Genomic DNA, 6,739 nt, shown 5'->3' with positions numbered 1-6,739 from the left:
CCACCTCCCCCCCCTCCCCCCCCCCCTCCCCCCCCCCCTCGTGGACGCTGTCACGTCCCCCCCCCCCCCCCCCACCCCCCCCCCCCCCCCGCCCTCCCCCCCCCCCCCCCCCCCCCCCCCCCACACCGGTGGGGCCGGGACGAGTGACCGGCCGCACATTCCGTGGGGCGGGTCCGCGTGACCGGCCGCACACCCATGGGGCCCGGTTTGACCCCCTCGGCCGTGGCCCCGTAACCTTGACCGTCGGCGTGTCCACTGACACGCCACATCCCCGTAAACCTCTTCCTCCCGGGCGCAAGGCGGGCCGGGAGAGGTCGCCCGTGGTGTTCCCGGGCGACTGGCCTGCGGGGGTGCCGTTTCTTCGAGCGAAAGTGAGATCCGCGTGTACGCCATCGTGCGCAGCGGTGGTCGCCAGCACAAGGTTGCTGTCGGCGACATCGTTGAGGTTGACAAGATTTCCACTGCCAAGGTTGGCGACACGGTCGAGCTCTCGACCCTGCTCGTTGTCGACGGCGACTCCGTGACCAGCGACCCGTGGGTGCTGGCCGGCATCAAGGTCCAGGCCGAGGTCGTGGACCACCACAAGGGCCAGAAGATCGACATTCTGCGCTACAAGAACAAGACCGGCTACCGCCGTCGGCAGGGCCACCGCCAGCAGTACACGGCGATCAAGGTCACGTCGATCCCCACGGCTGCGAAGTAAGGGACTGAGGAGACATGGCACACAAGAAGGGCGCATCGTCCACCCGGAACGGTCGCGACTCCAACGCCCAGCGGCTCGGCGTGAAGCGCTTCGGCGGTCAGGTCGTGAACGCTGGTGAGATCCTGGTCCGCCAGCGCGGCACCCACTTCCACCCCGGCGCCGGTGTCGGCCGTGGCGGCGACGACACGCTGTTCGCCCTGCAGGCCGGTGCGGTGGAGTTCGGTACCCACCGTGGCCGCAAGGTCGTGAACATCGTTCCGGTCGCCTGAATCGTCTGATCGCCTGATCGCCTGATTCAGCACCGAACGCTTTCGCGAGGCGGACCTCACTTCCCGGTCGGGAAGGCAGGTCCGCCTTTCGCGTGTTAACACAGGTAGAACCCGTCATCTTTCTGGAGGCACCCCACCATGACCACCTTCGTGGACCGCGTCGAACTGCACGTCGCCGCGGGTAACGGAGGCCACGGCTGTGCCTCCGTCCACCGTGAGAAGTTCAAGCCGCTCGGCGGCCCCGACGGCGGCAACGGCGGCCGTGGCGGTGACGTCATCCTGACCGTCGACCAGTCGGTCACGACGCTGCTCGAATACCACCACTCCCCGCACCGCAAGGCCACCAACGGCAAGCCCGGCGAGGGCGGCAACCGCTCCGGCAAGGACGGCCAGGACCTGGTCCTGCCGGTGCCGGACGGCACGGTCGTCCTGGACAAGGCGGGCAACGTGCTCGCCGACCTCGTCGGCCACGGCACCTCCTACGTCGCGGCGCAGGGCGGCCGCGGCGGCCTCGGCAACGCGGCACTGGCCTCCGCCCGCCGCAAGGCCCCCGGCTTCGCGCTGCTCGGCGAGCCCGGTGACCTCCAGGACATCGTCCTGGAGCTGAAGACCGTCGCGGACGTGGCCCTCGTCGGCTACCCGAGCGCCGGCAAGTCCTCGCTGATCTCCGTGCTCAGCGCGGCCAAGCCGAAGATCGCCGACTACCCGTTCACCACCCTGGTCCCGAACCTGGGCGTGGTGACCGCCGGCTCCACCGTCTACACCATCGCCGACGTGCCCGGCCTGATCCCCGGCGCCAGCCAGGGCCGCGGTCTGGGCCTCGAGTTCCTGCGGCACGTGGAGCGGTGCAGCGTGCTGGTGCACGTGCTGGACACCGCCACGCTGGAGTCCGACCGCGACCCGGTCTCCGACCTCGACATCATCGAGGAGGAGCTGCGGCAGTACGGCGGTCTGGACAACCGGCCCCGGATCGTCGTCCTGAACAAGGTGGACGTGCCGGACGGCAAGGACCTCGCCGAGATGGTCCGCCCCGACCTGGAGGCCCGCGGCTACCGGGTCTTCGAGGTGTCGGCCGTGGCGCACATCGGGCTGCGCGAGCTGTCCTTCGCCCTCGGCGACCTGGTCGGCCGGGCGCGCGCCGCCAGGCCGAAGGAGGAGGCGACCCGGATCGTCATCCGGCCCAAGGCCGTGGACGACGCCGGCTTCACCGTCGTACGCGAGGAGGTCGGCGGGGAGCCGCTGTTCCGGGTGCGCGGCGAGAAGCCCGAGCGCTGGGTCCGCCAGACCGACTTCAACAACGACGAGGCCGTGGGCTACCTCGCCGACCGGCTCAACCGCCTCGGTGTGGAGGAGCAGCTGATGAAGGCGGGCGCCCGCGCGGGCGACGGCGTCGCCATCGGCCCCGAGGAGAACGCGGTCGTCTTCGACTGGGAGCCGACGGTCATGTCCGGCGCGGAGATGCTCGGCCGCCGTGGCGAGGACCACCGCTTCGACGAGCCGCGGCCCGCGGCCCAGCGCCGACGGGACAAGCAGGCGGAGCGGGACGAGTCGCTGCGGGAGTACGACGAGTTCGACCCGTTCGAGTAAGGCGTCGCGTCGACCCGTTCCCGTAGCGGGTCGACCGCACCCCACGGTGCGGCACGCGGCGGACCACGGTCCGCCGCGTGCCGCCTTTTTTCTGCCCTCGTGTCCCCGTCCCGGTCCCCGGCAGGGGACCCGGGGACCGGCCGCCGTGCGGCTGCGGCACGTGCCTCCGGGTTCGTGCGGTAGGACGCATTCCGACCTACCGTCAGATCCCGTGCGGCGTCACGGTGTTCTCGTGCCGTAACGCGTCTCCTGTTGTCTCCCTGTTTGTCATGCTCGCGATGTACGCGGTTCAGCAGGCGGACCGTCCGGCCATGGGACCTTCCGCATGTCCGTCCCACCTGTCCAAGTGGCCACTGTGGCAAAGGGAGTCAGCGCATGACCGCACCATCGCCCGACCGCCGCCGCTTTCTGACCGCCGGGGCCGCCGTCCTCGCGGTCGCGGCCTCCGCCCAGTTGTGGCTGCCCGGCACCGCGCGCGCCGCCGAGACCCCGCTGCCCGACGGGGTGTTCACCCTCGGCGTGGCCTCCGGCGATCCGCTGCCGGACGGCATCGTGCTGTGGACCAGACTCGCGCCCGACCCGCTGAACGGCGGGGGCATGCCCGACGCGGTCTTCCCCGTGGAGTGGGAGATCGCCGAGGACGAGCGGTTCCGCCGTACCGCCCGCCGTGGCACCGCCGAGGCCCGCCCGGAGCTCGGCCACAGCGTCCACGTGGACGTCCGCGGCCTGCGCCCGGACCGCCCCTACTGGTACCGCTTCCGGGCCGGCACCCAGCTCTCGCCCACCGGCCGCACCCGCACCGCGCCCCACCCGCACCAGCGCGGCGGCTCGCTGCGCGTCGCCCTCGCCTCCTGCCAGAACTGGCAGCACGGCTACTTCACGCCATACGCCGACATGCTCGCCCAGGACCCCGACGTCGTGCTCTTCGTCGGCGACTACATCTACGAGTCCGCGCCCTCGGCGACGGCCGTGCGGCGGCACGAGGGCAAGGGCGAGCCGTACACCCTCGCGCAGTACCGCAACCGGTACGCCCAGTACAAGACCGACCCCGACCTGGCCGCGATGCACGCGGCGGCGCCCTGGGTCGTCACCTTCGACGACCACGAGGTGGACAACGACTGGGCCGGCGAGATCCCGCAGGACCCGGACAAGCAGCCGCACGACAAGTTCGTGGCCCGGCTGACCGCGGCCTTCCAGGCGTACTACGAGCACATGCCGGTGCGCGCCACCGCGGTCCCCACGGGCCCGCACATCCAGATGTACCGCCGGCTGGAGTTCGGCCGGCTGGCCCGGCTCAACGTCCTCGACACCCGGCAGTACCGCAGCGACCAGGCCACCACCCAGGAGGGCGCCGAGTCGCCCTCGATGACCATGCTCGGCGCCGAGCAGAAGCAGTGGCTGCTCGACGGGCTGTACGACTCCCCGGCCCGCTGGAACCTCATCGCCTCGCAGATCATGATGGCCGAGACCGACCTGCTGCCCGGCGACGGCAAGCTCTGGTACTACGACGCCTGGGACGGCTACCAGGTCGAACGCAACGCGCTCCTGGAGGAGTTCGCCGACATCCGCAACCCGGTGGTGCTCAGCGGCGACCGCCACCTGACGATGATCAGCGACCTCAGGACGGACTACGCCGACCCCGACTCCGACGTGGTCGGTGCCGAGTTCGTCGGCACGTCCATCTCCAGCAGCGGCGACCAGGACCAGGACGCCTTCCACCGGCAGTGGGACCCGCTGATGGCGGACAACCCGCACTGGAAGTTCATCGACGCCCACCGCGGCTACCACCTCTTCGACATCCGCCGCGACGGCATCGACGCCCGGGTCCGGGCCGTCGACACGGTGCTGAGGCCGCAGGCGACGGCGAGCACTCTGGCCCGGCTGCGGGTGGAGTCGGACGAACCGGGCGTCCGCCTGGTGTGACGCTCCGTGCGAGCCCGGGACCCCTCCGGGTCCCCGGGCTCCTCCCGGCCCGGGACCGGGCAGCACCCCGTGCGGAACGGGGCACGGGCTCCGGGGCCCGGCTGGAGCACATGCCGCGCGAGTTGCCGTGTGCGCCGGGCCGGGACCGACGGTGTGGAGCGGGTCACCCTGGGCGTGGTGGACGACCGCGACCGGGGCGGGCCTTCGCGCGCCTCCGGGACGCTGCCCGGACCGGCCGGGAACTCCCGCGGCCGGTTCCGGACACCTCGAATCGGTCGGCTCACCCTGGCCGAGACCGAAATGCTACGGAAACTTGATGTCGAATTCCGTGGCAATGGCCTCCCCGGCGCCCCGTATTCCCGTCTTGTGCGGGCCGGAGGCGTGCCGCATTTGAAGAACGCGTGCAGTCCCGCGTCCCGGGACGTGAAGATCCCGGCCCCCCCGCAGGGCGGTGGGGGAGGCCCGCGTGACCGGCGCGGAGACGGCCGGGCGGACCGGCGCGCCGGGCACCCTGTCCTCGGTGGCCCGGCGTCGCTGTCCGGGGCGGCCGAGGGCCGCTGAACCCGCCGTTCGCGGGTACCTGTGGACTTACTCACAGCAAATTCACGGGCGTTCACAGCGCCCGCCGTCAATCACCTGGAGTGCAAGGTGAATGACAGGTAGCGCGCACATATGCAGCGAAGGTCACTCACCTTGCACTGCGGTTACCGGAAGTGGGACCATTTCACGGTTCCCTGTCGCCCCAAGGTAGGTCACCTGTGTCCCAGCACATAGCCAAGCCCCGTACCACCGCAGTGATCCTGGCCGGTGGCACCGGTCAGCGGGTGGGTCTGTCGATCCCCAAGCAGCTGCTGAAGATCGCCGGCAAGGCAGTCATCGAGCACACCCTGACCACCTTCGAGAACGCCGACTCGATCGACGACGTCATCGTGCTGATGGCCCCGGGCTACGTGCCGGACATCGAGAAGATCGTCGCCAAGGCGGGCTTCACCAAGGTGAAGAAGATCATCGAGGGCGGCTCGACGCGGAACGAGACCACCGAGCGCGCCATCTCCGCCCTCGGCGAGGGCCTGGCCGAGGGCGAGGACCTCAACGTCCTCTTCCACGACGCCGTCCGCCCCCTGCTCTCGCAGCGCGTCATCGACGACTGCGTGGCCGCGCTGGACCGCTACCAGGCCGTCGACGTCGCCATCCCGTCCGCGGACACCATCATCGTCACGCGCACGCACGGCGGGGACGGCGAGTTCATCACCGAGATCCCGGACCGCTCCCGGCTGCGCCGCGGCCAGACCCCGCAGGCCTTCAAGCTGTCCACCATCCGCCGCGCCTACGAGGTCGCCTCCGGTGACCCCAACTTCCAGGCCACGGACGACTGCTCGGTGGTCCTCAAGTACCTGCCGGACGTGCCGATCCACGTTGTCGCGGGCGACGAGTACAACATGAAGGTGACCCAGCCGGTCGACGTCTTCATCGCCGACAAGCTGTTCCAGCTCGCCTCCACCGCCGCGCCCGAGCAGAAGGGCGAGGAGGCCTACCGCGAACTCCTCACCGGCAAGACCGTCGTCATCTTCGGCGGCTCCTACGGCATCGGCAAGGACATCGCCGAACTCGCCGGTTCCTACGGCGCGAACGTGTACGCGCTCGGCCGCTCCACCACCGGCACCCACGTGGAGAACCCGGAGGAGGTCGACGACGCGCTCTCCAAGGCGTACGCCGAGACCGGCCGGATCGACTACGTCGTCAACACCGCGGGCGTGCTGCGCATCGGCAAGCTCGCCGAGACCGACAACGCCACCATCGAGGAGGCGCTGAAGGTCAACTACCTGGCCCCGGTGCAGATCGCGCGCTCCTCCTACAAGTACCTGGCGGAGACCAACGGCCAGCTGCTGCTCTACACCTCCAGCAGCTACACCCGCGGCCGCGCCGAGTACTCCCTGTACTCCTCCACCAAGGCCGCCATGGTGAACCTCACCCAGGCGCTGTCCGACGAGTGGGCGGGCGACGGCATCCGCGTCAACTGCATCAACCCCGAGCGCACCGCGACCCCGATGCGCACCAAGGCCTTCGGCCAGGAGCCCGCGGGCAGCCTGCTGTCCTCCGAGGCCGTGGCCCGTACCTCCCTGGACGTGCTGCTGTCGGAGCTGACCGGGCACGTCATCGACGTCCGCCAGCAGGACCCGACCGCGGGCGCCGCGAACGCCTCCGGCTTTGAACAGGCGCTGGCCGCCGTGCTGGACCGTCAGGACGGCGTGTAATA

The 6,739-nt window shown here is 70.7% G+C and carries 5 protein-coding genes; all 5 read left to right on the top strand.

All coding sequences use genetic code 11. The annotated features are described in order from the left end of the window. Positions 1-382: 382 nt before the first annotated feature. The 5 genes from rplU to ACZ4VF_RS12300 all read left to right on the top strand — a co-directional run bounded on the left by rplU (position 383) and on the right by ACZ4VF_RS12300 (position 6,737). Positions 383-703, top strand: coding sequence for a 50S ribosomal protein L21 (gene rplU / locus ACZ4VF_RS12320; protein WP_028422127.1), 321 nt, complete (start codon positions 383-385; stop codon positions 701-703). Positions 704-717: 14 nt separating this feature from the next. Continuing rightward, positions 718-972: a 50S ribosomal protein L27 gene (gene rpmA, locus ACZ4VF_RS12315; RefSeq protein ID WP_023550764.1), complete on the top strand. Its 255-nt coding sequence runs from the start codon at positions 718-720 to the stop codon at positions 970-972. Positions 973-1,110: 138 nt separating this feature from the next. After that, positions 1,111-2,559 (top strand): GTPase ObgE, encoded by a 1,449-nt coding sequence (gene obgE, locus ACZ4VF_RS12310; protein WP_467925355.1) that lies wholly within the window; start codon positions 1,111-1,113, stop codon positions 2,557-2,559. Positions 2,560-2,934: 375 nt separating this feature from the next. Further along, positions 2,935-4,482: an alkaline phosphatase D family protein gene (locus ACZ4VF_RS12305; protein ID WP_467925353.1), complete on the top strand. Its 1,548-nt coding sequence runs from the start codon at positions 2,935-2,937 to the stop codon at positions 4,480-4,482. A 758-nt stretch (positions 4,483-5,240) separates the two neighbouring features. Beyond that, complete coding sequence (locus ACZ4VF_RS12300) at positions 5,241-6,737, top strand: D-ribitol-5-phosphate cytidylyltransferase (protein WP_467925351.1); 1,497 nt, start codon at positions 5,241-5,243, stop codon at positions 6,735-6,737. Positions 6,738-6,739 lie beyond the last annotated feature (2 nt).

The organism is Streptomyces sp. NPDC029151 (assembly GCF_055564315.1).
This window is presented reverse-complemented; position numbering and strand designations above follow the sequence as displayed.